A 26,325-nucleotide genomic window follows, 5' to 3' on the forward strand; every position below is an offset into this window, starting at 1 on the left:
AGCTCCTCTCTAAAATGCGCAACCAATTATTGTGTCGTTACCTACACTTGGCTTATGGAAGTGAGTGTTCGACAACACCCGTTAATCGTTAGGTGAAATCATGCAACAAAACGAATTTGAAGCACTGCTAAAAGAAATCTGTCAAAAAGAAAACCTGCCTCAAGCGCTAGAGCTATTAAAAGCGTGTGAGGAAGAGGAAGTAGCGCAAGCGGCTGAATCACTGACTGGTCAATTTGGTCTTGCTGAAGTAGAAGGCGAAAAACGTATCTACCACATCACGGTTCAAGCCGATGAATCGGGTGAAGAGAAAGAATTCGTTGAACATGTAATGAATGAAGGTGATCACCTGATCAAATTCGCAGCTTGGTTCTTTGAGACTTTCTTTGAGATCAAACCAAAAGACACGTACAAAGCAGCAGGTAAAACCTACCAACAGCTTAAGCGTTAATTATCGTTCTGATTCGCTAGGATAAAAATTCTGTAAGTAAATTACAAAATAATTGTGACTAAAGTCTTGTTTTGTGGTTTTTATGGTGTAAAATTACAACATAAACCAGTCAATTACTTCTTAGGAGAAGGTCATGGGTTACGAACTTGGTGGTGTTTACTTTGGCCAAATGATTGCCAAAGATGCGATGCACAAAGCGCTTTACGGTAAAGCGAAGAAGAAAAAGCCTTCTATGTTTGCTCGCGTTATGAAAAAGCTAGCGAATTAATAAGAAAAGCCCCGACATCATGTCGGGGCTTTTTGCATTCTAGGTATCGGTTTTTGAATTCGGAGCTCTAAGCTGTTTGGTTTGGGATCTCAACCACGTTATCTGGCACACTATCCAATCCCTTTTCCGCTAACCACTTTTCCAAGTTATCGGCGCCTCCGATGTACTGACCATCTAACCAAATTTGTGGGACAGTGACTGGTGTTTTCTCTCCGATGATCGCTTTTACTTCTGGGATCATGCGATAAAGTGCTGCACTGTCTTTTACAACGTCATGGTATTTGTATTCCACACCCGCTTCATCAAGCAGTTTTTTGGCTTTTACACAGTAAGGGCAGGTCGCTTTACCGTAAACGATGTTGCCTTGAAGTTGGTCTCGTTTGGTCCATTCAGCAATAACAGACTGGACAAGCACACCTCTGTTTAGCGCTTCCCCTTGGCTGACGACTTTGCCTTCAACAACTAGGATAGGGGCGTGCCAAGCACCAAGCTTCAACGGTTCCCACCAGTGAGACAACCAATCTTTCACTTCAAGCTCTACAGGTACGTCTGCTAATTCGTTCTCAAACGTATCTGCAAGAATGTCTTTTGTTAGTGTGCATTCGCCACATGGGATGTTTACTTTAAACGGTCCCCAGCTGCCTGCCCAACGATACAATGTAATTTTGATTGGCTGTGTCATAAGATGCTCCTCATTTCCTTTCCTGAAAATATAGAACCCAAAACCCAAATATTTCTTTCAAATTACTTTCTTTTTTTGCTTCCCAATGAGTAATGAAAGCAATCGAGCCGATAATGATTGCGGCACCAAGCCATAGTCGACCCGGTGGAACCCAGTTAAACACTAACCAGCCAGCGAACACGTTAAGTGGTAACTTTGCATGGTCAAAGGGTTGTACAAAAGAGGCGTCCGCTACGGCATAAGCTTTAACAACCGCCCACTGTGCAAGAGCAGTCAGTACACCTGCAGCAACCAAAATGCCCCAGATACTCCAACCTTCTGGCATCGCGAAAGTAGGAACGGCGAGCAGGATATTAAATGGTGTGATCAGTAGAAGCAGATAGACCACCATAGTGGAAGGAGGATCGTTCACTGATAGTTTCTTCACCATCAAAGAATAAGAAGCCCAGAAAAACGCTGCGCCAACAGGAAGCAAGGTTGCCCATGTGAAGGAGTCTGACCATGGCTCAAGGATGATCATCGCGCCAATAAAGCCCGTTAGTGTCGCAATCCAACGAGCGACTCCCACTTTCTCTTTAAGAATCAGGCCTGAACCAACGGTAGCAAAAAGAGGGGAGGTCATTAGCAACGCAATACCTTGCCAAATCGGGACGGGGTAAGCGAGCGCCCACAACCAAAGTTGAATACCAATAACCGCTAAGAAGATACGTAATGCGTGCCAAGCAAAATGATTCGTGCGCAGAGATTGGCGGATACCTAAGGTTCGCAAGTAAGGCAAGATAGCGAAAAATGCGATGGCGTACTGGAAGAGTGCAAATGTGGTGGATGACACACCAAAGTGAATACTCGCAACTTGAGCAAAACTATTGACGATGGCGAATGCCAAACCTGCGGTAAGCATCCAAGATGCCCCTTGGACAGGATGATGATTCAATTGGATATTTCCGGTTTTAGAGAATTATCAGAATCATACGTCCTAATCTGTGGGTAGCCAATAAAAAAATGCCTCCCAGAGGGAGGCGACATTACCAATTCAAAGGACGTGCCTACCGAAGTAGGTACAAAGAACGAGAAGCACAAACGCTGCCATGCATTTGCTCGATCTAAGTATTGCAGCTAGTGTGCCAACTTTTAATTTATTGATTTTAAAGGGCTAGATCGGTATTGCTTAAGATAAACTAGAGGAAATGCACTAACTTCGGGATTTGGTGCATTAAAAGAGGGCAAGTTCTTTGTTAGTTAATACGATCAAAAAAGCCGACACAATAGTGCCGGCCAAAAGACTCGCTATTAGGACAAGTTTTTATTAGAAGTCGTAACGTACGCCTAGACGTAGTGTGTCTTCGCCTTGAATCACTTTACCTTCTGCATCCTTCTCTTCGTCGAGTTGGTTCATGTAGTAAGAAAGGTAAGTACGGAAGTTGCTGTTAAGCTTGTAGTAACCGACTAGCTCAAAACCATCAAGAGCATCGTATTTTGCGCCACCATTTGGATCGTTTTCTTGGTACGTGTAAAGACCAACAACAGTGAACTTGCTTGCTAGTTTGTAGCTTGCTGCAATTTCGTAAGCGGTGAAGTCTTCAGAATCGTCTAGTGCACCTTGTGAGTATGTACCTGCAAGGTAAAGGTTTTCTAGAGAGTAAGCGATACCACCAAGAATTTGGTCTTCTGAGTTATCTTTATCTACATCGCCACCAGAGTAAGCAAGACCTAGGTCTAGACCCATTGGTAGAGAGTAAAGGCCAGAGATGCCGTATTTGTCTTGGCTGTCACCAGAGTTAGCTTGGTAAGTTGCTTGAACTTGTAGAGCATCAAATTCGCCACGGTAAGCGAATACGCTGTCTTGCTTATCAGAAGATGAATCAATAACTTGTTGAACACCTGAGAACTCAGTGATATCCGTCATATCAGAGATGATAACAGCAGCCATGTCTTGGCGACCTACCGAAAAATCACCTGCATCAGCACTCACACCAGCGTACATGTAACGGTTTTTAAACTCGCTTTTACCTGTTTTTTGTTCCGCTTCGTAAACACCAAAAGCTGAAAGACCGTTACCGATGTCTGTCTTACCTTTTAGGTTTAGACGTGCACGTGATGCATCTTCCATAGAGCCATCGATTTCCGCACCGTCTGAACCGATGAAGTCACCACGAAATTCAACACGACCACCAACTTTTAATTCAGTGCCGTCGTCTTTGTAAACTGTTGCTGCGAAAGATGGTGATGATACCAATGCTGTTAGAACTGCAGTAGTTAGTGCTGCCTTTTTCATTTTCTTATTACCCTAGTTGTAATCGATGAGCTTACTTGCTCGATTTGTGTCGATGACGCTTAAGGTAAACCGCGAAAATGAAAGATAGATTTCTGTTAAGTTATGATTCCATTGCATTTTTATTTCAAATGCATGAATGCGCTCCTATTCATGAAAATAAGAGGAAAGGGCTTTTTATCTTTTTTGATGTTTCTGTCTTACCTAATTGACAGTGTGTTTTTAAAAAAGTTCCTAATCATATTTCTTTACCCGAAATGTAACATTGGGTTTCTTAAATATTAGACTATCTGACCGTTTAACAATAACTTATGCTTGGTGTTTCTTCGTAGATGTAACAAAATGTTTCTGTTTTTAGGTGTTGTTTTCCAAATTTGTGTATTGATTCGAGCTAAACGTTTGCCATTTTTCTTTTTTATTACATCTTTTCACTCTGCTCTTGGGAACTTCTGAAATACATTGATTAGCAGTTGTTAAGCAAAAGTGACGCGACATTGATGGAAGAGATGCCCCAATCCACTTTTGTATAAAACTGACTTATAAACTAATGCATAAATACACGGATTTTATAATGAACAAAAAATTCCTAGCAGCAGCGATCGCAGCAGCAACATTTGGTACACAAGCAGTAGCAGTGGAGCTTTACAACAACGACGGCACTACTTTCTCTATCGGTGGTCACGTTTCAGTTAACCTAAACGGTTCTGAGCAAGGCGACACAGATGTAGGTACTAACTCTCCACGTATCAACTTCACAGCAACTCAAGACCTAGGCAACGGCTTCACAGCTGACGCTCGTGGTGAGTGGGCTCTTAACTACCTAGACGGTGGCGACAACTCTTTCACAACTCGTCTTGGCTACCTAGGTCTAACTCACGACGTATACGGCCGTGCAGTTGGTGGTACTCAATGGGCACCTTACTACGACGTAGCTGGTGTTGCTGATATGCCAATCGCGTTTGCGAACGACTTTATCTACGATGACCACGGTAACCTAGGTACTGGTCGTGCGGACAAGATGCTTTCTTACCGCAACGCAATCGAGCTAGGTGAAGCTGGTTCAATCAACTTCGGTCTAGGTTGGCAAGGTGCTAAAGAAGACGGCGCTGAATACGATGACCGCATGCAAGTTGCACTTTCTTACGCAATCATGGGCGCGAAAATCGGTTACACGTACAATGGCGGTGACTACCTTGATACTAACAAGTACACAGGTAAAGCTTCAGCTGAGTCTCACCTAGTTTCTGCAGCTTACGGCTCTTACGGTCAAGGCCTTTATGTTGCGGCTGTGTTTGCATCTAACGAAAACATGAACACATTTAAGCGTAACAACGACAATGTTAAATTGGCAGAGAGTAACGCATACGAAGCTCTAATTGCATACGCATTCCCAAGCAGTCTTAACCTAAGCGTTAACTACGAAATGGTTGAAGGTAAAGAACTTAAGAGCTTTGCTGAAGAGACATATCGTGAAGAAATGGCTGTTCAAGCTGAATACAACTTCACTTCTAAGTTTGTTGGTTACGCTGGTTACCAGTTCGACCTAAACGATTCTAACGATCGTAAAACAGACGACAAATGGGCACTTGGTGCTCGTTACTACCTATAATAGTAACCTGTCCTAGTTACTATAAAAGCCAGCTTCGTGCTGGCTTTTTTCATATCTAGTGTTTGATAAACAAGAGCGTTTCGCCTTGAAGAGTGCAAGAGCAAAACGGGCTGAATGTCTTGTTTTTAACATTCCAGAGCGGGAACTAGTGGGGGTAACTCAAGCAGTTAGATTATCATGTGCGTTTTGTTTTGCAGGGAAGAGCAATGAGCGTCATTCAGGTTGAAGAGAAGAAAGTTAAAGTTGGTAAAGTTCTGTGTGTTGGACGTAACTACGTTGAGCATATTCAAGAGCTTAATAATGCCATGCCAGAACAAATGGTCGTGTTTAATAAACCGGCGACTTCCGTTTCAACCAAACTCACCTCATTTCATCAAGAGCCTTTGCATTACGAAGCAGAAATCTGTTTTCTGATCAAAAATGGTCATTACAATGCGGTTGGGCTCGGCTTAGATCTGACCAAACGCGGCTTACAATCTACCCTCAAAGAAAAAGGACTACCGTGGGAGCGCGCCAAAGCGTTTGACGGTTCAGCAGTATTTAGTCGATTCCACTCTCTTAAAGGTGTCGATATAGACGATCTCAACTTAGAGCTTTTGATTAACTGTGTTCATGTTCAAAAAGGGCACGTTAAACAGATGCTTTACCCACCAATGAATATTCTCGATGAGCTGAAGAGCTATACAACACTAGAAGATGGCGACGTCGTGATGACAGGCACACCAAAGGGCGTGGGAGAAGTGCATCAAGGCGATGTCTTCCTTGGGCGTTTGAAGTGTGGAGACATCACCTTGTTAGAGATTGAGTGGGTAGCTGCTTAGTCGTGAGCTTACAACCAAATTCGAAGCAATAAGAACGCGACCATACTTACTATGGTGGTGAGCAAGACATTCTTGGTGAGGTACGCAATCGCAGCGGCTAATAGAGCTGCCAATAGGAAAGGATTTTGCCATGTGACGCTAAGTTCACCCTCTGGCATAAACACAATTGGAGCCCAAATTGCGGTGAGTACTGCAGGGCTTGCGTAGCTCAATACTTTCTGAGTTCTTACCCCCAACCTAAGCGGTAATTTCGGTTCTAAGAACAGATAACGGCTGGTGAACACCAAGGCGGTCATGGCTAAGATAGACAAAAAGATCATTGGCGCTCCTCCGGTGTATTCTCAATGTTTGGAGCTTTCGTCGTAAATTGTTCTACAAAATAGCCCGTTAACATGGCGAGAATGCTCGCGAACATCAAGCTCCCTTCCACTTGGTAGTAGTTCAGCGCCACTGAGCTAACTAATGCCACCAACACACTGCATAATACGGGAATGCTTTTTATCGTTGGCACCACAATCGCGATAAAGGTGGCAGCAACCGCAAATTCCAATCCGAGTTCATTCAATTCAGGTATCAAGCTGCCAGCAACGATGCCAGCAAGCGTTGCGAAGTTCCAGAAGAGATAAAAGCTTAATCCAGCGCCAAGGGCGTACCATCGATCAAATTGTTTATCGGATTGGTGCCCGACAATAGCAAATAGCTCATCCGTGAGTAAGAAGCCAAGTGAAAGGCGCCATTTTAGTGGCAAAGGCGAAATTTTACTGCGCATCGAAACGCTATAAAGAAAATGGCGAGAGGTAATAAAAAAGGTAGTCAGCAACATAGTCGTCAAGCCAGCGCCTGCTTTAATCATCCCCATGGCCACGAGCTGTGCGGAGCCTGCAAACAGAATGGCGGAAAGCGCCTGACCTTCCAAAGGGTGTAAGCCAGTATCAATGGCAAATGAGCCGGCTAGTAATCCCCAAGGCAATACAGCAATGCTCAATGGCATCATTGCGATGGTGCCTTGTAAAAAGAGTGAGGATTTTGAGTCTTGATGAGTTGGCAAAGTAGTATCCATAACTTCAACTTAAATAGAAAAACATGCTGTTAAGGTAGGCTGACCTCAGCACGCTGCCTTGTACAAAATTGCTAACAATGCTTGATGTACTGCCCAGGCGTTACGCCCATGGCTTTTTTAAAGTGACGATGCAAATGGCTTTGATCGTGAAAGCCACACTCTTGAGCAACGTCGGAAATCTTTTGTCCTAGCTTGAGCAGTTTTTTCGCCATTCTGAGCCTCTGTTGAATCTGAAATGCGTGCGGTGGGAAACCAAACTGCTTTTGAAACTCACGCAACAAATGAAAAGGACTTAATCCCGCTAATTTCGCCAGTTCTTCTAAAGAGACATCGGCTTGAGGAAAGTCTTCAAGAAACTCTTTGACCAGATGTACTTGCTTTTGCGCTTTGGTTGCATCTTGAAGAGGAGCTCGATGTGTACTGTGCTTACTGGCAAGTTTGACCAACGTACCGTAGACAAGTGTCTCTCTTAATAAGCGGTTATCGGACTTCTCTAGAGTATCGAACACTAATCGCAGTTGATTAGCTAGTTCCGGATCGTAAACGACAGGTTGGGGGAAGTAGGGCTGCGCGACATTGGGTGCGCCAAGTTCTTCCCCAAGCGTTTGAAACTGCTCTGGTACGGGATACATGGCTTTGTATTCCCAACCGCCTTCTGATGCTGAATGACCATTATGCACCTCGTCGGCGTTGACAAGAATGATACTGTCTTGCGGTGCGATGTGGTTGCCACCAGTACGAAAGAACTGTTGCGCGCCTTTTTCAATCACACCGATGGTGTAGCCTTCATGGCTATGACGAGAGAAATTCTGTTTTTCGTACTTTGCGTCGAGCAGCTCCAAGCCACCGAGCTCTTGAGCAATCTTAAAAGTCGCGATTTCCTTATTCTTTTCTTTCATCTTGTTCCGAACTGCGCAAGCATTAATCGTGGCATCACATCATTTGGAGTCTACCGGATCCATCCTGCTTATTTTTGTACAAAATTGCTATCGGTATTAAAAATAAACACCAAAAAGGTTAATTGTTTTTAAATTGAACATTAAACCTTTTCTATTTTCTGAATTTTACTCCTTGGTTAGATATTTGGTCTGGTTGTTATCTATTCATTGGTATAAGATCCGCCGCCTGTTTTAGAAAGCCAGTTCCACCATGATCGATTTATCTGTACTCCCTGTTTATCTCACTGCTGTTGTTGCACTTCTTTTGTTACCTGGACCTGACATGTTGCTGATTGCCAGTTCTAGCATGAGCTATGGTAAGAAAGTTGGTCTGTTTGCGAGCTTGGGCAACGCGACATCCGGCGTGATCTTAACCTTATTGGCCGCAATGGGCGTGTCAACCTTGATTGCAATGAGTCCAATCGCGTTAAAAGTGCTTCATCTACTGGGGGGCGCGTACTTACTAAAAATGGGCTGGGATTGTCTACGAGCGGATGTATCTGCTGCACCAGAGCTTGACCAAAAAAACAAAATGGCATCGACTTACTATCAACGCGCTTTGATGAGTAACCTGCTGAACCCGAAAGCCTTAGTGTTCTTCGTGATGTTTTTACCTCAGTTTGTCTCTAGCAACATTACCGCATCGTCGGGTGAGCAAATGCTCGCACTTGGTTTGCTGCTAAACGTCTTAGGCTTGCTATTCAATATCTTGCTGGTTGCATTGGCGGGGACATTGGGTAAAGGGTTATTGGAAAACGATAAATTCCGCATGTACCAAGGTAAGCTAATGGGTTTGGTGTTCGTAATCCTTGCGGTGTGGATGCTCAGTAGCTTCGCGATGTAGTGTGTAGGAACAATCAGATTTTTAAACAAAAGCCAGCACTCGCTGGCTTTTTGTTTTAGTATCACACTGATTTCCAAGGAGTGGCAGTATGAAACTTGAATTTAAACTCAACCCAGAACAAAACGATCTCGACTTTATCCGTGATGGCATCCGAGCATATAACCGCATGCATTTACCGGATGGTGATGTAAATGCCATTGGTTGTTTTGCCCGTAATGACGAGGGCAAAGTGATTGGTGGACTCACGGGAGAGATGTTCAATAACACCGTGTTCGTTGAATATCTTTGGGTAGATGCAGAGGCACGCACTTCGGGATTGGGAAGCAAACTGATTTCTCTACTGGAAGAACAAGTGAAACCGCGTGGAATAACGCATTTGTACCTCGATACTTATAGCTTTCAAGCACTCGATTTTTACTTGAAATTGGGTTTTGAAAAAGTAGGGCAGTATTCAGGTTACCCAGCAGCAGGCATTGATAAACATTTCCTGCAAAAACAGATTGCTTGATTTGGTTTGAATTTAACAAAAAAGAGGCGCACGATGCGCCTCTTTTACTATTTGCGATTTGCTGTTGTCACAGAATCGATGTTTCAAACCCGAATTACAAGCTTTGTTGATGTGCTTCGATCAATGAGTTCATCTTCGCTTCCGCTGCTTGATTAGCTTGCGTGTAATCCATCTCTGCTGGGAAGTCGCTGATCACTTCGTAGTAACACTTCAACTTCGGTTCAGTACCTGAAGGGCGAACAATCACGCGTGATTTGTCTTCTAGGTGGTAAACCAGTACGTCACTTGCAGGCAAGTCAATCTCTTCTGTTGGACCATCGGTCACAAAGCGAAGTGATGACTTCAGATCTTCAATGACTTCGATACGTTTACCCGCGATCTCTGTCGGTGGGTTTGCGCGCAGTTTGTCACCGATTGGTGGTGATTTCGGGTCAAGTGCAATACTGCGCTGCGCGTTAAAGTAGAAACCGTGTTGGCGGTATAACTCTTCTAACTTATCCCAAAGCGTTTTGCCTTGTGCTTTTAGCTTACCTGTCAATTGAGAGAAAGCGACCAGCGCTGACAGGCCGTCTTTATCCCAAACCTTATTGCCAACGGTGTAGCCCAGTGCTTCTTCGTAAGCAAACAGGAACGGATTTACTTCTGTCTCTTGTGTCATTGCTACGTTGGTTAGCCATTTAAAGCCAGTTAACGTTTGGTAGTATTCTGCGCCGTGTGTTTTAGCAATGCTGCTCAATAGACGAGAAGACACAATGGTATTCCCAACAAGTGCGTTTGGTTGAGCTTGCAGTAAGTAATCACCAAACAATGAGCCCACTTGATCACCGGTTAGCATCTGGTATTCGCCATCTGGACGTTTTACCGCCACAGCAAAACGGTCTGCATCAGGATCGTTCGCGCAAGCAATGTCGGCATCGACAGATTTACCTAGCGCCATCACCATGTCCATTGCACCTGCTTCTTCCGGGTTCGGGAAGTTTACGGTAGGGAACGTGCCGTCCGGTTCGCGCTGCTCTGGAACGCTTGCCACTTTTTTAAAGCCAGCGTCTGCGAGCAACGTTTCTGCCATGTCCGCACCGACACCGTGCATTGCCGTGTAAACAATCGAGATATCTGTGTTGCTGTCCGGTGTTAGCAGGGCATTGTCGTTCATTGTTTTGCGGTATGTTTGGTAGTACTCGTCTTCGAGCCAAACTAACAAACCTTTTTTTTTCGCATCGTCCAGTGACATCAGAGGAAGCGGTTCTGTTGTTGTTTCATCGATTTTTGTAGCAATACCTGAATCGTGCGGTGGAATGATTTGCGCGCCATTTTCCCAGTAAACTTTAAAGCCGTTATACTCAGGCGGGTTATGGCTTGCGGTAACCACCACAGCAGCTGCTGCATTTAACTCACGAACACCAAAAGCAACTATTGGTGTTGCCGCTACTTTATAGGTTAGGTAAACCTTAATGCCTAAAGCAGTAAGTACGGAAGCTGTATCGTGTGCGAACTGTTGTGAATCAGGGCGACCATCGTAACCAATAACAACACCGCGAGACGGTGCATCTTTCACTTGTTCAATCAGATAGTGACCGAGACCAGTTGCTGTTTCTTGAATCACCAAACGGTTCATGCGATTTGGACCTGCCCCAACTTTGCCTCGCAGACCTGCTGTACCAAATGCTAAGCGTGAGCCAAATCGATCTGTCAGTTCTTGTTCGTTATTCGCATCGACTAGGTGCTGAAGCTCTTCACGAGTTTTTGGGTCAGGATCTCGTGCTAGCCATTGAGTAATTTGTGTTGTCATATTCATCTTTCCTTAGCAGGGGGAGCCTACTTGTTTAGACACTTTTATCAGGAAAGTGTCCCCAATGTTTTCTTTTTATTAATGTAAATGGTTCTCAATTACATTTCAAAGAGGGCAATCGATAAACCGAATTTATTTTTCTCTCTCTACAGAATTTATTCACATTTTATTTCTTGAAGAACTATTGAACTATAACTAGCCTTTTAACATAAATATAACAAAGTGCATTGAAATCGTAGTTTTTGTGATTTTTTGTAAATTTGTTCGATATTTGCATCGGGAAACAAGGAAGCTCGCGCAAGCGCAGCGGCTGAGCAGAGGAGAGATCTTTTGAAAAGATTAGCGACTACTCTAGCCTTATTAACGAATGTGATTTTTATCACATTTTCTTCGTACAGTTGGTCAGAGCAAAACGATTACAACATGACGAGAGGTGTTACAGGGATCAGTGAGCAAGTGTATGAATTACATATGCTGATCTTCTACATCTGTTGTGCCATCGCCTTTGTGGTGTTTGGTGTGATGTTCTATTCCATCTTCCGACACCGCAAGTCAAAAGGGGCAGTTGCGGCAAATTTCCATGAAAGTACCAAAGTGGAGATTATCTGGACCATTATCCCCGTCATTATCCTCATTGCCATGGCGATTCCTGCTACAAAAACGTTGGTGGCGATGGAGGACACCAGTCAATCTGACCTCACTGTGAAGATCACAGGCTCTCAATGGAAGTGGCATTACAGCTATTTCGGAGAGGACGTCGAATTCTTCAGCCTACTTGCTACCAGCCAAAAAGAAATTGATGGCATCGAAGCGAAAGGGGCGCACTACTTACTCGAAGTAGACAACCCGCTCGTTTTGCCAATCAACCGTAAAGTTCGTTTATTAATGACGTCTGATGACGTAATCCATTCTTGGTGGGTGCCTGATTTCGCAGTTAAGAAAGATACGATTCCAGGCTTTATCAATGAAGCTTGGACCAAGATTGACGAACCAGGTGTGTATCGCGGTCAGTGTGCAGAGCTTTGTGGTCGAGCACATGGTTTCATGCCGGTTGTCGTTCATGCGATGGCGGAAGACGATTTCGACCAATGGATGGCAGACAAGAAACAAGAAATTGCATTACAAAAAGCGGCTGCACAAGAAGCACTAACACAAGACCTTTCAATGGAAGACTTGATGGGGCAAGGTGAGTCGATTTACACCGCGCGTTGTGCCGTGTGTCATCAAGCTAATGGTGAAGGTATTCCGGGCGCATTCCCGGCGATTAAAGGCAGCGAAATAGCTAAAGGCCCGGTTATGGCTCACATCGATGTACTAGTAAACGGTCGTGCAGGGACAGCGATGCAAGCTTTTGCTAACCAACTTAGCGACCAAGAAATTGCTGCTGTTATTACCTATCAACGTAATGCTTGGGGAAATGACACTGGCGATACCGTTCAAGCATCCGATGTTAACGCCTTTAAGGCACAAGAAAGTGCCAAGGAGGAAATATGAGTAAGCCAATTGAAAAAGCGGTGAAATCTGCTCCTGCAGAAGCGCAAACGACCGCAAACACCACCATTGCGATTGAAGATGACCACGATCATTATCACGCACCAAAAGGGCTAGCGCGTTGGCTTTATTCCACCAGTCATAAAGACATCGGTACGCTTTATTTATGGTTTAGTTTTGCCATGTTCCTCACTGGCGGTGCGATGGCGATGATCATTCGCGCTGAGTTGTTCCAACCGGGTTTGCAATTGGTTGACCCTCAGTTCTTCAACCAAATGACGACCGTGCATGGTTTGGTGATGGTATTTGGTGCCGTCATGCCTGCGTTTACCGGCTTAGCTAACTGGATGATCCCAATGATGATTGGCGCTCCAGATATGGCGTTACCACGAATGAACAACTTGAGCTTTTGGATCTTACCTTTTGCTTTCCTCATTTTGATCGGCTCTTTGTTCTTACCGGGTGGTGGTCCTGATTTCGGATGGACTTTCTACGCGCCACTTTCTACAACCTACGGCCCTGACAGTACGGCGTTGTTTGTTTTCTCAGTCCATATCATGGGGATCAGTTCCATCATGGGTGCCATCAACGTCATCGTGACTATCGTAAATATGCGAGCACCGGGCATGACATGGTTCAAGTTGCCAATGTTCGTCTGGACTTGGCTAATCACGGCGTTCTTACTGATAGCTGTGATGCCCGTATTAGCCGGTGCGGTGACCATGGTTTTGACCGACAAATACTTCGGTACCAGCTTCTTTGATGCCGCTGGTGGCGGTGACCCGGTGATGTTCCAACACATTTTCTGGTTCTTTGGTCACCCAGAGGTGTACATCATGATCTTGCCTTCGTTTGGTATTGTTTCGGCAATCATTCCGGCGTTTAGTGGCAAGAAGTTGTTCGGTTACCATTCGATGGTTTACGCAACCTGTAGTATCGCGCTGCTTTCATTCCTAGTGTGGGCACATCATATGTTTACCACAGGGATGCCAGTATTCGCCGAACTTTTCTTCATGTACTGCACCATGTTAATAGCCGTGCCAACCGGCGTGAAAGTGTTTAACTGGGTGGCGACCATGTGGCGAGGTGCCATGACGTTCGAGACACCGATGTTATTTGCCATCGCCTTTATTGTCTTATTCACGATAGGTGGTTTCTCAGGCTTGATGCTGGCAATTGTGCCTGCGGACTTCCAATACCACGACACGTACTTTGTTGTCGCGCATTTCCATTATGTCTTGGTATCTGGTGCGGTGTTCTCGATTATGGCGGCAGCGTATTACTGGCTACCGAAGTGGACAGGCAATATGTATGACCACAAGCTAAGCCTGTGGCATTTCTGGTGCTCAATTATCTCGGTTAACGTACTGTTCTTCCCAATGCATTTCTTGGGCTTAGCTGGGATGCCACGACGTATTCCCGATTACGCCATCCAGTTTGCTGACATAAACCAAATCGTATCGATAGGTGGCTTTGCCTTTGGTCTTTCCCAACTGATCTTCTTGTGGCTAGTGATTAAATGCATCCGTGGCGGTGAAAAAGCGCCAGCCAAGCCATGGGAGAGGGCGGAAGGTCTAGAGTGGACAGTACCAAGTCCAGCGCCACACCACACGTTCACAACGCCGCCAAAAGTTGATTAAGAAAAGAGTGAGGTGAGCGAGATGCAAGGTAATTCATCCAATAAGAAACTCACTATCAAGTTGCTGTTAGCGACAGCAATGATGTTCGGCTTCGGTTTTGCCCTCGTACCGCTCTACGACATTATGTGCGATGCATTGGGTATTAACGGTAAAACCAGTGAGGTCGCAGCGATTCAACCCACAGGAATGCAAGCGGATATCAGTAGAACGATTCGTGTGGAATTTATGGCGCACGTCAGTCCAGACATGCCTTGGGAGTTCAAACCAAAAGTTGTATCCATGGATGTTCATCCTGGCGAAGTGATTCAAACGGAGTATCTTGCTTTTAATCAAAGCGGTGAAGATTTAGTAGGACAAGCTGTGCCCTCCGTATCGCCGGGTACTGGTGCGGCTTACTTCAATAAGATCGAGTGTTTTTGCTTTAATCAACAACCATTGGAAGGTAAGCAGCAAGCGAGTATGCCTTTGATTTTCTACATTGAGCCGGACGTGCCGGATTTAATTCATACATTGACCTTGTCTTACACACTCTACAAATTTCCTCCTCAATCGGGCGAGTCTTCGACAGCTAGCCTCTCAGGGAGCGAGAAACAGACCTTAACGCCTCAAACCAAAGCGCGTCTGTAAGGAGAGAACTCATGAGTAACAAGCCTGACACCTATTATGTTCCCGCACAAAGCAGTTGGCCTATTGTAGGGGCATTTGCGTTATTCCTTGTCGCTGTCGGTGCTGGAATGACCGTTCAAGGCACTCAAAGTGACGGTGCGGTTGGGACGCTAGGCGGCATTATTCTTGCGGTTGGTATGCTGTTTTTACTTTACATGTTGGCTGGGTGGTTCAGCAACGTTATCACCGAATCTCTTACCGGAAAGTACAGCGCGCAAATCACCCGTTCATTTCGACAAGGGATGAGCTGGTTCATCTTTTCAGAAATCATGTTCTTTGGTGCGTTCTTTGGTGCTCTGTTCTACGCAAGAATGATTTCCGTGCCTTGGTTAGGTGGCGCAGATAACAATGCCATGACTCATGAAGTGTTGTGGCCAGCTTTCGAGGCGATATGGCCGCTCACTACCACGCCGGGTGGTGATACGACCCAAGCAATGCCGTGGCAAGGCATTCCATTAACCAATACGATTTTGTTGCTATTGTCTTCGATTACGTTACATATGGCACACATCAGCTTAGAACAAGATAAGCGAACGGCGCTGATTGTCTGGTTGGAGATCACCATCGTCTTAGCGGGTTTCTTCCTCTATTACCAAGCGGTTGAGTATGCCCATGCTTATCAAGATATTGGTCTGACACTGCAATCGGGCGTTTATGGCAATACCTTCTTTATGCTCACGGGCTTTCATGGCTTGCACGTTTGTCTCGGTACCATCTTCCTCATCGTATTGCTGTTCCGCATCGCCAAGGACCACTTTTCACCTAAAAACCATTTTGCGTTCCAAGCGGGCAGTTGGTATTGGCACTTTGTAGACGTGGTTTGGCTGTGTTTATTTGTTTTTGTTTATGTGCTGTAAAACTAGTAAGGACGAGGGTTAGGGGCGATCCATCCTGCCCCTAGAGCAATCAGAAGGAGTATCACGACTAACGCAGAAAACATGACACGACGACCAAGGTAATGGCTCATTGGTTTGCCTTTTTTTGATGAGTCCTCTGGGTCTTCGCGAACCATTTCGATAAGCGCTTTTGCGAGGTTAAAGATGATGAAAAGCAGCAAAAGGACAAGCGTTAATTTGAACAGAAATACGGTGGACATGGCACCTCCGGTTTCGTTTTTGATGTTATCGAAATGGGTTTGGATTGCTGTTTGTTTAACTGTGGTCGTGTTTTCTCTATTGGTCAAACTGGGCTTCTGGCAGCTCGAACGTGGTAACGAAAAGCAGCTTTTAGAACAAGCTATTTTAGCACGAGCGAATGCACCTTATCAGGATATACGCACTGTACTGGAGAACAATGATTGGCGTGAGGAGAGTGTGATTGGCATTAAGGTGAAAGCCAATGTGACTCCGGAGGCACTTCCGGTCATCCTTTTAGATAACCAGACGTATGAAGGGGCAGTGGGTTATTTAGCGTTTCAAGTCGTTTCTTTGACCCAAGACCCAACCACATTGACCCTCCTTGAGTTAGGGTTTGTCAAAGGGGGAGCTTCACGCTCTGTGCTACCTAAAGTGGAAACTTTACAAGCTCCTTACGAGGTTACTGGGCGTTTATATCGTAAATCGATGAACCCTTTGAGTTCTGACTTGATGGCAGAAGTTGGCGATACGATACGTGTCCAAAACCTCAACATAAATCAACTGAGCCAGTTACTCAATGTCGAATTAATGCCGACCGTCGTACAGCCAAACAATTTAGTTCGATGGCCGTATTCTTTCCCATGGAATCCTTTGCCATTAACCAGTGCTAAGCATTTTGGTTACTCCTTTCAATGGTTTGCTATGGCGGGTGTATTTCTGCTTATCACGGTGATGATCTTCATTCGATGGTTTAAAAGTTCACGCTCACAAGGAGGTGAGGTATGACATCAGCAGTCACGAGAGGAAGAATTGTACTGTTATCGCTCATTGTTCTTTTTGTCCTCCCGGCCGTTATTGCCAAAGTGGTGCTTAGTCAAGGTTGGTACGAAACAGGTGTCACCAATCGAGGTGAGCTGGTGGAGCCCTATACCACGTTTGAACAATTGGGGCAGACATCACCTCTTAGTGAAAAAGGGTGGCAACTGGCTTATGTGTTGCCCTCTGATTGCCAAGAACAGTGTCAGCAACAACTTCACCTCATGCAGCAGAGTCATATTGCGTTGGGCAAATACCAAGAGCGAGTTGTCCCAGTTATCTGGACATCAAAGCAGGCAGCTAGTACGAGCGAAACGATGATGGTGATGCAAATGAATGATTCGTTGTCGGAAAAAGTACAAGCAGGGCAAATGTTGATTGTTGATCCATTAGGGCAGCTTGTGATGGCCTATACACCGGAAGCCAACGAGGATTTGGTGCAGTTGAGTAAAGACGTTTTGGCGGATCTACGAAAACTATTGAAGTTATCACGTGTAGGTTAGGGAGAGAGTGATATGGCGTTAAAACGTTTAGTTAAGTTCAGTCTTTGTCTTACCCTCGTCGTCATTATGCTAGGTGCATACACACGCCTTGCTGATGCGGGTTTAGGGTGCCCAGATTGGCCAGGATGTTATGGTCAATTACTCGTTCCTCAAACCGATGCTGAAGTTTCTCGAGCGAATGCATTATTTCCAGAACGAGCAGTGGAGCAGGGAAAGGCTTGGCTGGAGATGATTCATCGTTATTTCGCGGGCACCTTGGGGCTCGTAATTTTGATGATGGCGATTGTTGCCGTTAGGGCTGAACGTGTTGATGCGACGATTCCGATTTTACTCTGCGTCTTAGTTATTGGTCAGGCAGCATTGGGGATGTGGACCGTGACTTTAAAACTCATGCCAGTAATTGTTATGCTGCACCTACTGGGCGGATTTACATTGCTTGCTCTCCAAGCGGTGTTCTATTGTCAGATTAAATCTCAGAACAGCCTCTACTTTTCGCCATCTTCCAAAAACGTAAGAACCTTTTCCTTGATCGCTTTTGGCGTAGTGTTAACACAGGTCTTGCTTGGTGGTTGGACATCATCCAACTACGCTGCTCTTATGTGCACCGCTTTACCGATTTGTGAGGGGAATTGGACCAGTTACTTATCTTGGAAAGAGGCGTTTTCTTTCTGGCAAACAGGGTTTGATAACTATGAGTTTGGTGTTCTAGATTACCCAGCAAGAATGACAATTCATGTCAGCCATCGTATTGGAGCCATCATTACCGCATGTGTTGTGCTGGTTTACTGCGTATTACTATTAAAACAAGACTCACACCATTCTCAGCGCTTGGGTGTATGGATTGGCTTAGCTTTGGTTTGCCAAATCCTATTGGGTGTAAGCAATGTTGTGTTCCAACTTCCTATCTATGTGGCAGTCGCGCACAATTTAGGCGCAGCGGTCATGCTTTCACTTATCTGTGTTAGTCAGTTCTACCTATGGCAGGGTAAAGCTCGTTGGAGTCATCAAGCGAAAGGAGTTCGCTATGAGTAAAGAAATCGCGTTACCTCTAGAAAGTGTTAAGAAGAAGCTCGGTTCAACTTATTTAAAACTAACAAAGCCCAAAGTCGTTGCGCTTATGTTGATTACCGCCATTGTCGGAATGAGCTTAGCGCCGGTGGCCAGTTTTCCTTGGCTACAAGCGGCGATAGGCCTTATCGGAATTGGCTTAATGGCTGGCTCCGCGGCAGCGTTTAATCACCTCATCGATCGCCGAATTGATGCGCGAATGGCTCGAACTCACAAGCGTCCTCTGCCTTCTGGTGATACGAATCCGTTATCAGTCGCGTTGTTTGCTGTTACGTTAGGTGTTGTTGGTTTCGTACTTCTGTATGCGCTGGTTAATCCGTTAACAGCTTGGATGACGTTTTTAAGCTTGCTCGGTTACGCGGTGGTTTACACCATGTATCTTAAACGAGCGACCCCACAAAACATTGTGATTGCAGGAATTGCAGGTGCTATGCCACCACTTTTAGGGTGGACTGCAGTTACGGGAGAGTTACACGCTCATGCTTGGCTTTTGGTGATGATTATCTTCATATGGACGCCACCTCATTTCTGGGCATTGGCGATTCATCGTGTTGAAGATTATCGAAAAGTGGATATTCCAATGCTCCCGGTCACCCATGGTATTGAGTACACCAAAACTTCGATTCTTCTGTACACAGTTCTACTCACGCTCGTTTGTATTCTGCCAGTGCTGGTGGGTATGGTCGGTTCGGTTTATCTTTTCTCTTCTTTGCTTCTTAACATTGGCTTTATGTATCACGCGTGGAAATTGAAGTTCTCACCGGAACAAAACAGCGCTATGGAGACATTCAAATTCTCCATTTATCACTTACTCGCTTTATTTGTTGCTTTGTTGGCAGACCATTATCTTGGTTTGATCTTCTCGCTATAGATGCTCTCTTCTTTGTTTCTCCAAACCGCACTGATCAGGTGCGGTTTTTTGTTGGTCTTTATATCTAATCATATTGCGGTGTAACTACTTAGTGGTGTGAACCAAACCTTTTGATAAATACCTTTTTGAGCGCTGTGCCGTTAGCTGAGGATTTATGAATCACGCTTTAGTTTGTAACGGGAGAGAGGAGGAGAGCTCATTAAGAACTGCCACACGGCTTTCTGTTTAACCCCGTCAAGTCTTGCTGAACAAATCCTTAATCTATGAGCTTAAACTGTCGCCTTTGATATAAGAGCTCGAACCAGAAGTGTTATGACGGAACAAACAAGAAGTTTGATTTAGACAGTGAGCGAGTTGAGAGAGTCTTAGCGGCAAATAAATGGTACTGAAGTGAACAAATGAAGAGGCAAACAAAAAGGGATGCCGAAACATCCCTTAGATTAGAAATTAGAGCGGTAACTCTTATTCTGGTTGAACTAGTTCTTCGTATTGGAACTCAGGAACTACAACTTCAACACGACGGTTCTTCTCGCGACCTTCGTGAGTGCTGTTGTCAGCTACAGGGTTCTCTTCACCCATGCCTTTAACTGTGAAGCGGTCTGCATCGATACCTGCTGCGATTAGGTAATCTGCAACAGATTGAGCACGACGCTCAGACAGTTTTTGGTTGTATGCTGCTGGACCAGAGCTATCTGTGTAACCAGTGATTTCAACTTGAGCTTGTGGGTACTCGTTCAAGAAGTTAACGAAGTTATCTAGACGCTCAGATACTGAATCAGTAAGTGTTGCACTGTCGAATTCAAACGTACCTGTACCGTACTCTTCTTTGTGCGTCTTCGTCATCATTACTGGTTCTTCTTCCATAACCTCTTCTGTTACTACTGCCGCTACAACAGGTGCTGCTGCGAACTTGTAGTTAACGCCGATGCCGAAGAAGTTGGCGTCCATATCATCTAGAACGTCGTCAGAAATATCTTGGTAACGTTGGTACTCTGCACGAACGCTCCAGTTTCTATCGATAGTGTATTCCGCACCCAATGAGCCTGTAGGAACGATGTCTTTCTCGTCACCAGAGATCATGTAAGCACCACCGACTTTCGCGAATAGGTTCCACGTATCGTTTAGATGCCAGTTGAATTTTGGTGCAAGTGTTAATGCCCAAAGGTCGCCGTCAATCGTATCAACTGTACTAGCCCCTGACTTGAAGTTAGCTTTGTAGTCACCTAAGTAATCAACGCCGTACTCAAGACCAATGATATCGGTAAAGTCGTAACCGATGTGCATTCCGGCACCGAAAGCATCATCATCACAAGGGCTGTTTAAATAGCAAGCATCATCTAGTGTAGTCATGCCTACTTTGCCCCCGATATACATTTCAGCTTGAGCAGAGTTAATTAAACCACCAGCTACCACTGCTGCTACTGCAATTGCTACTTTTTTCATAGTGTTTCCTTGTATTGATTGCATATTAATTTCTACTTTGTTTTAACAATTTGAGTAAAACTAGGTAGTTATAAGAAATTAGTTTAATAGTCATTTAATTTAACATCAAGCAACAATATCTTAGATCTTGCTAGACTTTTAGTCGCGAACTCCCTCACAAACTTCTGATATTTCTTACATTGTAGACAACTTTTTCAAAGTTACAGGAAAATATATGATTATTTTGAACTTTTTCTGTACATTAAAATTTACACTGTGTTTTGTTTTGAACATGGAGTGTTAATTTGCATTTTTTTTAAAAAAGTGATTGCAACTGTTCTTCTAAGCCGATAAGTTACTTGCATTGACACAATTAAATAAGCCCACAGCCCTTATTGTTGCTTGCTTTGTGAACAATGTTGCACTGAGTAAAGTTTGGGCAAATTAGTGGGGCTGGGATAGTAATTAGGAAGTAGAAGTAATGTTTCAAACTGATGATGTAAGAATTAATAAAGTAAAAGAGCTATTGCCACCTGTTGCAGTGCTTGAGAAATTTCCGGCAACCGAAACTGCTTCCACAACCACTTTTGAATGTCGTAATGCCATCCACAATATTCTTGAAGGTAAAGATGACCGTCTGCTTGTGATCGTTGGTCCATGTTCTATTCACGATCCAGAAGCTGCTGTCGAGTACGGCAAAAAGCTCAAAGTGCTTCGTGATGAATTAGGTGAGCAACTTGAAGTGGTTATGCGTGTTTACTTTGAAAAGCCACGTACAACGGTTGGTTGGAAAGGTCTAATCAATGACCCGTACCTAAATGATACTTACAAGCTGAATGATGGTCTTCGTATTGGTCGTAAGCTGTTGCTTGACCTTACTGACATGGGCCTTCCTACGGCAAGTGAATTCCTAGATATGATCACGCCACAGTATGTCGCTGACCTTATTAGCTGGGGTGCTATCGGTGCACGTACGACTGAATCTCAGGTACACCGTGAGCTAGCGTCAGGCTTGTCTTGCCCAGTTGGCTTTAAAAACGGTACTGATGGCAACATCAAGATCGCTAGCGACGCAATCCGCTCTGCAAGCGCATCTCACCACTTCCTATCAGTAACAAAATACGGCCACTCTGCAATCGTAGAAACAGCAGGTAACCCTGACTGTCACATCATTCTACGTGGTGGTAAAGAGCCAAACTACAGCGCATCTCATGTTGCACAAATCAAAGATGAGCTAGATGCTGCTGGTCTGCCGAAGAAAGTCATGATCGACTTCAGCCACGCAAACAGCTCTAAGCAATTTAAGCGTCAAATGCTGGTTTCTGATGATGTTTCAGAGCAGATTTCTGGCGGCGAAGACGCAATCTTTGGTGTGATGATTGAGTCTCACCTTGTTGAAGGTCGTCAAGACTTAGTAGACGGCAAAGTCGCTAACTACGGCCAATCTATTACAGATGCATGTATTGGTTGGGAAGATACGGAAACCGTTCTACGTCAGTTATCAGATGCTGTAAAAGCTCGTCGCGCCAAATAAGCATCAATATTTCGTGTTCATAAAAGCCAGCAACTCGCTGGCTTTTTTAATGTTCTGAAAACATAAAATGAAATCGGTTATATCCAAATAAACCAAAACAAGGAATAAACGTGTTGCACATAAGTCATGTGTTTTAGTTTTAAATCCGTTATGGTGTGGGCATAGATTAAAAAACACTCAAGGAATGAGATGAACAGAAACGTCTGGCTATTGTCACTTTGCCAAGCTTTATTAATGACAGGGAACATTCTCTTAATCTCAGTCATCGCGCTCATCGGAAAGCAAATCGCTCCTTCTTCAAGCATGATTACTCTACCAGTAGCGTTGCAATTTCTTGGCTTGATGTCAGCGACGATTCCTGCTTCCTTAATTATGGGAAAACTAGGGCGTCGTCTAGGTTTTAGCTTGGGTAACGTTATTGGCATCTTGGGCGCTTCATTAGCAACTTATGCGCTTTCGTTAGAAAACTTCACTTTGTTTTGTGCTTCTACGTTTTTATTAGGTGTAGGGATTGGATTTGGTACGCTCTATCGATTTGCTGCGATTGAAGTTTGTGATGAATCTGCGAGGCACCGCGCAATTTCTATTTCCATGGCGGGTGGGGTACTTGCCGCAGTATTGGGGCCAAACCTCGCTGTCTATTCACAAAAGTGGTCAAGCGATGGACTGTATATTAGTGCTTTTGCTGTATTGATTGGTTTGTATGTTACCGCACTCACTTTGCTTCAAACGATTCGATTCCCCCCGGCACACACCCAGAATTCGCATTTAAAAACAGACTCGATAAAAGTCATTGTTCGCCGTCCTAACTTTATGATCGCAGTTCTAGCCGCGATGGTTGCCTATGCTGTCATGAATATTCTGATGACAGCAACGCCATTGGCGATGATTGGTTGTGGCTTTGACTTCACCAGAGCGGCTGGCGTGATTGAATGGCATGTCTTGGGCATGTTTGTTCCTGCTTTCTTTACGGGCAGTTTGATCGAGAAGTTTGGGGCGAAGAAGATGATCTTAGCTGGTGGAGTACTGTTTATTGCGTGTATCGCGATTAATATGCACGGACTTTCTATTTGGCATTTCAGTACCGCGTTGATCTTACTCGGGGTTGGATGGAATTTCATGTTTATCGCTGCAACAAGCTTGTTTAGCCAGAGTTATGAAGCAAAGAACAAGAGTAAAGCGCAGGCGTTTAATGAGTTTTTCGTGTTCAGCTGCGTCACCGTTACTGCGCTTTTGTCTGGCTGGTTGGAATCTACCGTAGGATGGCAGAGCTTGAATTTGTACGTTCTGCCTTTTGTTCTATTGGTGATGGGAATATTTTTATCAAAGCAAATAATAACTCTGAATCTCAAGTTGCATAAATCAACTTCAAGATTTTATAAGACCCAGTTATGTACGCTGGGTCTTTTTTGTCTATCGGCTCACAACTCACAAAATAATTGGTTAATTATTGTTATCTAAGTAAGTTTTTCGAGCTCGAAATGTCGCATCTGTAAGGTTTTTTCTCTAGCATTTTGTAATAAATATAACAATCGTGTATATAACCTGTCGCAATTTAATAAAAACTATAGAAGCCTCATCTATGTCAGTCTCAACTTCCAATAAAGCTCAAGAAACCCTCGTAGGGGATTCCGACGAGCTGGTCTCAACCACCGATCTCAAAGGTGTCATTACTTACTGTAATGATGCGTTTTGTCGAATCGCAGAATACAGCCACGACGAACTGCTCGGACAAAACCACAATATCGTTCGTCACGGAGATATGCCCAAAGCCGCTTTTGGTGATATGTGGACTCGCCTAAAACAAGGCAAAGCGTGGCGCGGAATTGTAAAGAACAGTACGAAGTCGGGTGGTTACTATTGGGTCGATGCTTACGTAACCCCAATCTATGAAGGCCATCAAATGGTGGGCTATCAATCGGTTCGTGTGAAACCAAAGCGTGAATGGGTTGATATCGCTTCTAAGGCTTACCAAGGGCTTCTGAAAGCAGAGAAGTCGGGACGTGCATGGTCACTGAAGTTAAATGAAACACTACGCTATGCGATTCTTCTAGGTGCATTAGCCGCACCGGTCACTAGCTTTGCTTTATCACTTGAAGGGCCACTCGCTTGGCTTGCGACATTATTACCGGCAGGCGTGCTTACCGTATTATTCCGCCAAGAACTCATTGATACGCCGCAACAGTTTAAAAAACTGCAAGCGCAATACGACAGTGTGAGTCGCTTGGTGTATTCCGGTAATAAGCCATTCTCTATCGCGGACTTTCACATCAAAATGCTTTCTGCTCGTATTCGTACCGTTCTGGGGCGTATGACGGACTCGGCAAGACCGCTCCAAAATTGCGCTGAAGAGTTAAGTCATACCACAGCAGAAGTACTTACTGCTTTGACGCAGCAGAACAAAGACATTCATGAAGTTCGTGATGCTGCTGACTCGATGGAGGCATCAGCGAACTCGGTTTCATCCAGCACTCACGATGCTCATCTGCTGATTGATGATACTTTGAAGTCCTGTCTAATGGCGAAAGAAACGATAGATCAAACCCATACCAACCTAGCGCAACTAAGCTTGCAAGCTGAGAAGGCGACAGAAACGACCTATCAATTGAGCGATCAAGCACAAAAGGTCAGTCAATTAATGGAAGAGATTGGTGGGATTGCCGATCAAACTAATCTGCTAGCACTCAATGCTGCAATTGAGGCAGCGCGAGCGGGTGAACAAGGTCGTGGCTTTGCTGTTGTGGCTGATGAGGTGAGGGCGCTTTCTGGACGTACCTCGAATGCGACTGAGCAAATTAAAGCATCGATTGAAGCTATGCTAATGACGATTCAAGGCTGGCAGAAGGATATCATCGCTAATAAAGATCAAACAGACACCTGTTCGCAAGTGGCTGAACAAAGTGCGGCGCGTCTGTCTGAGGTAGAACAGATGATGCAAACCATGAGTGGTTTGATGGTGAATGTCGCGGACTCTGCCAATAAGCAGTTGCAGCTTTCTAGCGACGTGAATCAGCACATTCATTCGATTGCGTCGACAGCAGAGCAGAACTTAGCGGCTACACATTCTGTAGAACAGAACAGTAAGCAGTTGAAAGATCAAGTTCAAGACTTCTATCGACTTGCTATTCAGTTTGAAGAGAAGTGATTCAAACCAGCTAGCTGAATCGTTGTTGAAAAATGATTAGATAAAATAAAGCCCCGCCGAAGCGGGGCTTTTCAGTTTTCAAATTCGCAATAGAGAAAACTGACAATACTTAGCGATTAAGCTAGCAGTTCTTTTGCTGTGTTTACTGCGTTTTCTACAGTGAAACCAAACATTTCGAACAGTTGATCTGCTGGTGCAGACTCACCGAATGTTGTCATACCGATGATGCGGCCGTCGAAGCCAACGTACTTGTACCAGAAGTCAGCAATGCCCGCTTCGATAGCGATACGTGCCGTTACATCTGATGGTAGTACTGATTCACGGTAAGCTGCGTCTTGCTTGTCGAATGTATCTGTTGCAGGCATTGAAACAACGCGTACTTTCTTACCTTCAGCGGTTAGCTGCTCTGCTGCTTTCACTGCTAGTTCAACTTCAGAACCTGTCGCGATTAGGATTAGCTCAGGCTTACCATCGCTGTCTTTCAGGATGTAACCACCCTTAGCGATATCAGCAACTTGCTGAGCTGTACGCTCTTGTTGCGCTAGGTTTTGACGAGAGAAGATAAGCGCCGATGGGCCATCTTTACGTTCAATTGCTAGTTTCCATGCTACTGCAGACTCAACTTGGTCACATGGACGCCATGTGCTCATGTTTGGAGTAAGACGTAGAGACGCGATTTGCTCAACCGGTTGGTGAGTTGGACCATCTTCGCCAAGACCGATAGAGTCGTGCGTGTAAACTTGGATGTTCTGAACTTTCATCAGAGCAGCCATACGCATAGCATTACGAGCATATTCCATGAACATTAGGAATGTTGCGCCGTAAGGAACGAAACCACCGTGTAGTGCGATACC

26 protein-coding genes and 1 pseudogene are annotated in these 26,325 nt (G+C 44.7%); 17 read left to right on the top strand and 10 right to left on the bottom strand.

Going from position 1 to position 26,325, the window contains the following annotated elements; genetic code table 11:
- Window positions 1–100 precede the first annotated feature (100 nt).
- Both H735_RS14610 and H735_RS31920 read left to right on the top strand, forming a co-directional pair.
- On the top strand, window positions 101–448 hold the full coding sequence (locus tag H735_RS14610; protein WP_020194795.1) for a hypothetical protein: 348 nt from the start codon (window positions 101–103) through the stop codon (window positions 446–448).
- Window positions 449–581: 133 nt separating this feature from the next.
- Complete coding sequence (locus tag H735_RS31920; protein WP_009706169.1) at window positions 582–716, top strand: hypothetical protein; 135 nt, start codon at window positions 582–584, stop codon at window positions 714–716.
- Between the two features lie 67 nt (window positions 717–783).
- Here the strand turns inward: H735_RS31920 and H735_RS14615 are convergent, their stop codons facing one another.
- From H735_RS14615 to H735_RS14625, 3 genes are all read right to left on the bottom strand, one after another.
- Window positions 784–1,398: a glutaredoxin domain-containing protein gene (locus H735_RS14615; RefSeq protein ID WP_020194796.1), complete on the bottom strand. Its 615-nt coding sequence runs from the start codon at window positions 1,396–1,398 to the stop codon at window positions 784–786.
- Between the two features lie 10 nt (window positions 1,399–1,408).
- On the bottom strand, window positions 1,409–2,299 hold the full coding sequence (locus H735_RS14620) for a DMT family transporter (RefSeq protein ID WP_020194797.1): 891 nt from the start codon (window positions 2,297–2,299) through the stop codon (window positions 1,409–1,411).
- 405 nt (window positions 2,300–2,704) lie between these two features.
- Complete coding sequence (locus H735_RS14625) at window positions 2,705–3,673, bottom strand: porin (RefSeq protein WP_005435562.1); 969 nt, start codon at window positions 3,671–3,673, stop codon at window positions 2,705–2,707.
- A gap of 568 nt (window positions 3,674–4,241) precedes the next feature.
- Between H735_RS14625 and H735_RS14630 the strand changes: the two genes are divergently transcribed.
- A complete protein-coding gene (locus H735_RS14630) occupies window positions 4,242–5,279 on the top strand; it encodes a porin (protein ID WP_020194798.1) in 1,038 nt (345 codons plus the stop codon).
- A gap of 206 nt (window positions 5,280–5,485) precedes the next feature.
- A complete protein-coding gene (locus tag H735_RS14635) occupies window positions 5,486–6,100 on the top strand; it encodes a fumarylacetoacetate hydrolase family protein (RefSeq protein ID WP_020194799.1) in 615 nt (204 codons plus the stop codon).
- A gap of 8 nt (window positions 6,101–6,108) precedes the next feature.
- On the opposite strand, the gene H735_RS14640 is transcribed toward H735_RS14635, so the two are convergent.
- From H735_RS14640 to H735_RS14650, 3 genes are all read right to left on the bottom strand, one after another.
- Entirely contained in the window at window positions 6,109–6,420 is a 312-nt protein-coding gene (locus H735_RS14640) for an AzlD domain-containing protein (protein ID WP_005435565.1), read from the bottom strand.
- Window positions 6,417–7,160, bottom strand: coding sequence for an AzlC family ABC transporter permease (locus tag H735_RS14645; protein WP_020194800.1), 744 nt, complete (start codon window positions 7,158–7,160; stop codon window positions 6,417–6,419). The genes H735_RS14640 and H735_RS14645 overlap by 4 nt, the downstream gene beginning before the upstream one ends.
- A gap of 71 nt (window positions 7,161–7,231) precedes the next feature.
- On the bottom strand, window positions 7,232–8,059 hold the full coding sequence (locus H735_RS14650) for an AraC family transcriptional regulator (RefSeq protein WP_009706163.1): 828 nt from the start codon (window positions 8,057–8,059) through the stop codon (window positions 7,232–7,234).
- Window positions 8,060–8,309: 250 nt separating this feature from the next.
- On the opposite strand from H735_RS14650, the gene H735_RS14655 reads away from it, so the two are divergent.
- Complete coding sequence (locus tag H735_RS14655; protein WP_020194801.1) at window positions 8,310–8,942, top strand: LysE family translocator; 633 nt, start codon at window positions 8,310–8,312, stop codon at window positions 8,940–8,942.
- Window positions 8,943–9,030: 88 nt separating this feature from the next.
- Window positions 9,031–9,450: a GNAT family N-acetyltransferase gene (locus H735_RS14660; RefSeq protein WP_020194802.1), complete on the top strand. Its 420-nt coding sequence runs from the start codon at window positions 9,031–9,033 to the stop codon at window positions 9,448–9,450.
- A 94-nt stretch (window positions 9,451–9,544) separates the two neighbouring features.
- Here H735_RS14660 and H735_RS14665 read toward each other — a convergent pair whose 3' ends face one another.
- Complete coding sequence (locus H735_RS14665; protein ID WP_020194803.1) at window positions 9,545–11,239, bottom strand: phospho-sugar mutase; 1,695 nt, start codon at window positions 11,237–11,239, stop codon at window positions 9,545–9,547.
- A gap of 330 nt (window positions 11,240–11,569) precedes the next feature.
- Here H735_RS14665 and coxB point away from each other — a divergent pair, with 330 nt between their 5' ends.
- Genes coxB through H735_RS14685 form a run of 4 tightly spaced genes read left to right on the top strand, consistent with a single transcriptional unit; the run spans window position 11,570 to window position 15,893 of the window.
- Window positions 11,570–12,733 carry a cytochrome c oxidase subunit II gene (coxB, locus tag H735_RS14670; RefSeq protein WP_020194804.1) on the top strand — a complete coding sequence of 388 codons (1,164 nt, stop codon included), beginning with the start codon at window positions 11,570–11,572 and terminating at the stop codon, window positions 12,731–12,733.
- On the top strand, window positions 12,730–14,370 hold the full coding sequence (ctaD, locus tag H735_RS14675) for a cytochrome c oxidase subunit I (protein ID WP_020194805.1): 1,641 nt from the start codon (window positions 12,730–12,732) through the stop codon (window positions 14,368–14,370). The genes coxB and ctaD overlap by 4 nt, the downstream gene beginning before the upstream one ends.
- 21 nt (window positions 14,371–14,391) lie before the next feature.
- Entirely contained in the window at window positions 14,392–14,997 is a 606-nt protein-coding gene (locus H735_RS14680; RefSeq protein ID WP_020194806.1) for a cytochrome c oxidase assembly protein, read from the top strand.
- 11 nt (window positions 14,998–15,008) lie between these two features.
- Window positions 15,009–15,893: a cytochrome c oxidase subunit 3 gene (locus H735_RS14685; protein WP_009706156.1), complete on the top strand. Its 885-nt coding sequence runs from the start codon at window positions 15,009–15,011 to the stop codon at window positions 15,891–15,893.
- Window positions 15,894–15,895: 2 nt separating this feature from the next.
- Here H735_RS14685 and H735_RS14690 read toward each other — a convergent pair whose 3' ends face one another.
- Entirely contained in the window at window positions 15,896–16,132 is a 237-nt protein-coding gene (locus H735_RS14690) for a DUF2909 family protein (protein WP_005425979.1), read from the bottom strand.
- On the opposite strand from H735_RS14690, the gene H735_RS14695 reads away from it, so the two are divergent.
- From H735_RS14695 to cyoE, 4 genes are read left to right on the top strand one after another with little or no spacing between them, the layout of a single operon-like run.
- Window positions 16,131–16,898, top strand: coding sequence for an SURF1 family protein (locus tag H735_RS14695; RefSeq protein WP_020194807.1), 768 nt, complete (start codon window positions 16,131–16,133; stop codon window positions 16,896–16,898). The two genes, H735_RS14690 and H735_RS14695, sit on opposite strands and share 2 nt — an antisense overlap.
- Entirely contained in the window at window positions 16,895–17,431 is a 537-nt protein-coding gene (locus H735_RS14700) for a hypothetical protein (protein WP_020194808.1), read from the top strand. Before H735_RS14695 ends, H735_RS14700 begins: the two co-directional genes overlap by 4 nt.
- A gap of 12 nt (window positions 17,432–17,443) precedes the next feature.
- Window positions 17,444–18,463, top strand: a complete 1,020-nt coding sequence (locus tag H735_RS14705) for a COX15/CtaA family protein (protein WP_020194809.1) — start codon at window positions 17,444–17,446, stop codon at window positions 18,461–18,463.
- Window positions 18,456–19,370, top strand: a complete 915-nt coding sequence (gene cyoE, locus H735_RS14710; RefSeq protein ID WP_020194810.1) for a heme o synthase — start codon at window positions 18,456–18,458, stop codon at window positions 19,368–19,370. The genes H735_RS14705 and cyoE overlap by 8 nt, the downstream gene beginning before the upstream one ends.
- Window positions 19,371–19,832: 462 nt before the next feature.
- Here cyoE and H735_RS14715 read toward each other — a convergent pair whose 3' ends face one another.
- Complete coding sequence (locus H735_RS14715; protein WP_020194811.1) at window positions 19,833–20,813, bottom strand: OmpA family protein; 981 nt, start codon at window positions 20,811–20,813, stop codon at window positions 19,833–19,835.
- Window positions 20,814–21,273: 460 nt separating this feature from the next.
- Between H735_RS14715 and aroG the strand changes: the two genes are divergently transcribed.
- The 3 genes and pseudogenes from aroG (at window position 21,274) to H735_RS14730 (ending at window position 25,471) form a co-directional block, all read left to right on the top strand.
- Window positions 21,274–22,326 (top strand): 3-deoxy-7-phosphoheptulonate synthase AroG, encoded by a 1,053-nt coding sequence (gene aroG / locus H735_RS14720; protein WP_009706150.1) that lies wholly within the window; start codon window positions 21,274–21,276, stop codon window positions 22,324–22,326.
- A gap of 189 nt (window positions 22,327–22,515) precedes the next feature.
- A pseudogene (locus tag H735_RS14725) lies at window positions 22,516–23,687 on the top strand (MFS transporter).
- Window positions 23,688–23,908: 221 nt separating this feature from the next.
- Window positions 23,909–25,471 (top strand): methyl-accepting chemotaxis protein, encoded by a 1,563-nt coding sequence (locus tag H735_RS14730; RefSeq protein ID WP_020194812.1) that lies wholly within the window; start codon window positions 23,909–23,911, stop codon window positions 25,469–25,471.
- 116 nt (window positions 25,472–25,587) lie between these two features.
- Here the strand turns inward: H735_RS14730 and H735_RS14735 are convergent.
- The coding region (locus H735_RS14735; protein WP_042980037.1) for a transketolase-like TK C-terminal-containing protein at window positions 25,588–26,325 on the bottom strand (738 nt) is incomplete at its 5' end.

The organism is Vibrio owensii CAIM 1854 = LMG 25443, from assembly GCF_000817815.1.
GTDB classification, from domain to species: Bacteria; Pseudomonadota; Gammaproteobacteria; order Enterobacterales; family Vibrionaceae; genus Vibrio; species Vibrio owensii.

What these genes read in the sequence shown, in the direction of transcription:
- H735_RS31920 (WP_009706169.1), top strand. Translation starts at nt 582, where the DNA reads ATGGGTTACGAACTTGGTGGTGTTTACTTTGGCCAAATGATTGCCAAA.
- H735_RS14650 (WP_009706163.1), bottom strand. Translation starts at nt 8,059, where the DNA reads ATGAAAGAAAAGAATAAGGAAATCGCGACTTTTAAGATTGCTCAAGAG.
- H735_RS14610 (WP_020194795.1), top strand. Translation starts at nt 101, where the DNA reads ATGCAACAAAACGAATTTGAAGCACTGCTAAAAGAAATCTGTCAAAAA.
- H735_RS14695 (WP_020194807.1), top strand. Translation starts at nt 16,131, where the DNA reads ATGGCACCTCCGGTTTCGTTTTTGATGTTATCGAAATGGGTTTGGATT.
- H735_RS14700 (WP_020194808.1), top strand. Translation starts at nt 16,895, where the DNA reads ATGACATCAGCAGTCACGAGAGGAAGAATTGTACTGTTATCGCTCATT.
- H735_RS14715 (WP_020194811.1), bottom strand. Translation starts at nt 20,813, where the DNA reads ATGAAAAAAGTAGCAATTGCAGTAGCAGCAGTGGTAGCTGGTGGTTTA.
- H735_RS14635 (WP_020194799.1), top strand. Translation starts at nt 5,486, where the DNA reads ATGAGCGTCATTCAGGTTGAAGAGAAGAAAGTTAAAGTTGGTAAAGTT.
- cyoE (WP_020194810.1), top strand. Translation starts at nt 18,456, where the DNA reads ATGAGTAAAGAAATCGCGTTACCTCTAGAAAGTGTTAAGAAGAAGCTC.
- H735_RS14705 (WP_020194809.1), top strand. Translation starts at nt 17,444, where the DNA reads ATGGCGTTAAAACGTTTAGTTAAGTTCAGTCTTTGTCTTACCCTCGTC.
- H735_RS14630 (WP_020194798.1), top strand. Translation starts at nt 4,242, where the DNA reads ATGAACAAAAAATTCCTAGCAGCAGCGATCGCAGCAGCAACATTTGGT.
- H735_RS14690 (WP_005425979.1), bottom strand. Translation starts at nt 16,132, where the DNA reads ATGTCCACCGTATTTCTGTTCAAATTAACGCTTGTCCTTTTGCTGCTT.
- H735_RS14665 (WP_020194803.1), bottom strand. Translation starts at nt 11,239, where the DNA reads ATGACAACACAAATTACTCAATGGCTAGCACGAGATCCTGACCCAAAA.
- H735_RS14645 (WP_020194800.1), bottom strand. Translation starts at nt 7,160, where the DNA reads ATGGATACTACTTTGCCAACTCATCAAGACTCAAAATCCTCACTCTTT.
- H735_RS14655 (WP_020194801.1), top strand. Translation starts at nt 8,310, where the DNA reads ATGATCGATTTATCTGTACTCCCTGTTTATCTCACTGCTGTTGTTGCA.
- H735_RS14615 (WP_020194796.1), bottom strand. Translation starts at nt 1,398, where the DNA reads ATGACACAGCCAATCAAAATTACATTGTATCGTTGGGCAGGCAGCTGG.
- H735_RS14680 (WP_020194806.1), top strand. Translation starts at nt 14,392, where the DNA reads ATGCAAGGTAATTCATCCAATAAGAAACTCACTATCAAGTTGCTGTTA.
- ctaD (WP_020194805.1), top strand. Translation starts at nt 12,730, where the DNA reads ATGAGTAAGCCAATTGAAAAAGCGGTGAAATCTGCTCCTGCAGAAGCG.
- H735_RS14640 (WP_005435565.1), bottom strand. Translation starts at nt 6,420, where the DNA reads ATGATCTTTTTGTCTATCTTAGCCATGACCGCCTTGGTGTTCACCAGC.
- H735_RS14620 (WP_020194797.1), bottom strand. Translation starts at nt 2,299, where the DNA reads ATGCTTACCGCAGGTTTGGCATTCGCCATCGTCAATAGTTTTGCTCAA.
- H735_RS14625 (WP_005435562.1), bottom strand. Translation starts at nt 3,673, where the DNA reads ATGAAAAAGGCAGCACTAACTACTGCAGTTCTAACAGCATTGGTATCA.
- H735_RS14660 (WP_020194802.1), top strand. Translation starts at nt 9,031, where the DNA reads ATGAAACTTGAATTTAAACTCAACCCAGAACAAAACGATCTCGACTTT.
- H735_RS14730 (WP_020194812.1), top strand. Translation starts at nt 23,909, where the DNA reads ATGTCAGTCTCAACTTCCAATAAAGCTCAAGAAACCCTCGTAGGGGAT.
- aroG (WP_009706150.1), top strand. Translation starts at nt 21,274, where the DNA reads ATGTTTCAAACTGATGATGTAAGAATTAATAAAGTAAAAGAGCTATTG.
- H735_RS14685 (WP_009706156.1), top strand. Translation starts at nt 15,009, where the DNA reads ATGAGTAACAAGCCTGACACCTATTATGTTCCCGCACAAAGCAGTTGG.